This is a genomic window from Micromonospora parastrephiae (genome assembly GCF_016802865.1).
GTDB classification, from domain to species: Bacteria; Actinomycetota; Actinomycetes; order Mycobacteriales; family Micromonosporaceae; genus Micromonospora; species Micromonospora parastrephiae.
Window position 1 is genome coordinate 1 of sequence record NZ_JAEVHM010000382.1, and the last position, 1,889, is coordinate 1,889.

The 1,889-nt window shown below is 78.2% G+C and carries 2 pseudogenes; both read right to left on the reverse strand.

Annotated features, from left to right (window positions below):
- A pseudogene (locus tag JNW91_RS31210) lies at positions 1 to 891 on the reverse strand (cobalt-precorrin 5A hydrolase); the annotation flags it as partial.
- Positions 879 to 1,889 (reverse strand): annotated as a pseudogene (gene cbiT, locus JNW91_RS31215) (precorrin-6Y C5,15-methyltransferase (decarboxylating) subunit CbiT); the annotation flags it as partial. The pseudogenes JNW91_RS31210 and cbiT, both read right to left, overlap by 13 nt.

A 1,889-nucleotide genomic window follows, 5' to 3' on the forward strand; every position in this document is an offset into this window, starting at 1 on the left:
GCCTCCGCCACGCTCGGCGTGCCGACCACGGCGCGGACCACCTCGCTGGGGTGCGGCACGTCGACCGCCGCCAGCCGCGTCGCCGGCCAGGTCACCAGGGGTACGCCGAGCGCGTCGGCGGCGCTCAGGATGCCCACCTCGTCGGCCTTGACGTCGGCGCTGGCCAGGCAGCGCAGGCTCGCCGGGTCGAGGCGGCCTCGGCCAGCACCCGGTGCAGCAGCTCCGCCACCTCGGCGCGCGTACGCCCCGACTCGCGCCGACCCCGGCGACCAGCGACGGGGGCCGCAGCACGACGGTCCGCTCGTCGATCGGCACCACCCGGTCGGTGACCAGCAGCCGGTATCCGCCGTCCGGCGTGTCCTCGTCATCGGCGCGCACGTTCGGGGGCAGGGCGGGCAGCGGCCAGTCGGCGTCGGCGATCAGCCGGACCGGCTCGCCGTCCAGGATGGCTCGGGACACCGCGGCGACCGCGCCCCGCACCGGCCAGCCGAGGGTGTCCAGCCCCGGCAGGTCGACCGCGTCGGTGGCGGTGGTGACCACCGGCCGGGCGTCGAGCAGCGCGCCGACGGCCTCGGCGAGGTCGTTGGCGCCTCCGCTGTGCCCGCCGAGCAACGCCACCGCGTGCCGGGCCGCCTCGTCGACGACGACCACGGCCGGGTCGGTGCGCTTGTCGGCGAGCAGCGGAGCGAGAATCCGCACCACCGCGCCGGCGGCCAGGAACGCCACCACCGCGTCGCACCGCGCCCAGGCGGTACGCAGCGCGTCGGCGACGCTCTCCCCCTCGATCAGCCGCGCCTGCGGCCAGGCGGCGGCGACGGTGTGGGCGTGCCGCCGGCCGGCGGTGGTGGCCGCCACCAGGCCGATGCGGGTGGTCACGGTCAGGTCGTGCACGGGCGCTCCCCGGTGAGGACGACCACCGGGTTGGTGGCCGCGAGGCGGATCGACCCGCCGGGCAGGTCGGCGAGGCGGGCGGCGGAGAGCTGACAGCCCTCGACCGTGTAGTCGGCGGCACGCAGCAGACCCATGGCCGGCGCGACCCGGTCCAGCGCGGCCAGGGTGAGCACCACCCGGTCCGGCCGGCGGGCCACCACGGCGGCGAGGACGTCGACCCCGCCCCCGCCGACGAACACCGCGTCCGGTTCGGGCAGCCCGGCCAGCGCCTGCGGTGCGCGCCCGGTCACGAGTCGGACGTTCACCGCGTGCGCGGTGGCGTTGGCCTGGATGGTCGCTGCGGCCGCGGCGTCCCGCTCGACGGCGAGGACGGCCGCGCCGAGCAGCGCGCACTCGATGCCCACCGAGCCGCTGCCCGCGCCCACGTCCCACACCAGCCGGCCCAGTCGGGGGCGTAGCCGGGCGACGACGAGGGCGCGCACCTCCGACTTGGTGATCATCGAGTCGCGGTGGGCGTACCGGTCCTCGGCGAGGGCCCAGCCGCCGGCCGGCGCGGCGGCGGGCTGGTTGTCCGACCGCAGTCCACCGTGCGCCGCGTCGGCGAGGCTGAGCAGGACGTGCGGGTCGGACCAGGTTCCGGCGGCGGCCTGCTCGGGGGTCACCTCGCGGACCCGTTCGACGTCGGTGCCCAGGTGCTCGGCGACCAGCAGCCGCCGCGACCACCCGATCAGACCGGCACCCAGCTCGGCGGCACCGGCGCCGGGAGCGGTGAGCACCGCGACCAGCGGCAGCGCCCGGCAGGCGTTCAGGCCGGTCGCGGGTCGCGTCCGTGCGCGGTGACCACGGCGGCGCCGTCCCAGGGCAGCCCGGCGCGGGCGAACGCGGCGGCCACACTGGACACCGCCGGCACCACCCGCAGCGGCAGCCCGGCGGCGCGCAGCCCGTCGGGCGATGCCGAACAGGCCGGGATCGCCGCTGGCCAGCACCACGGCCGGCAC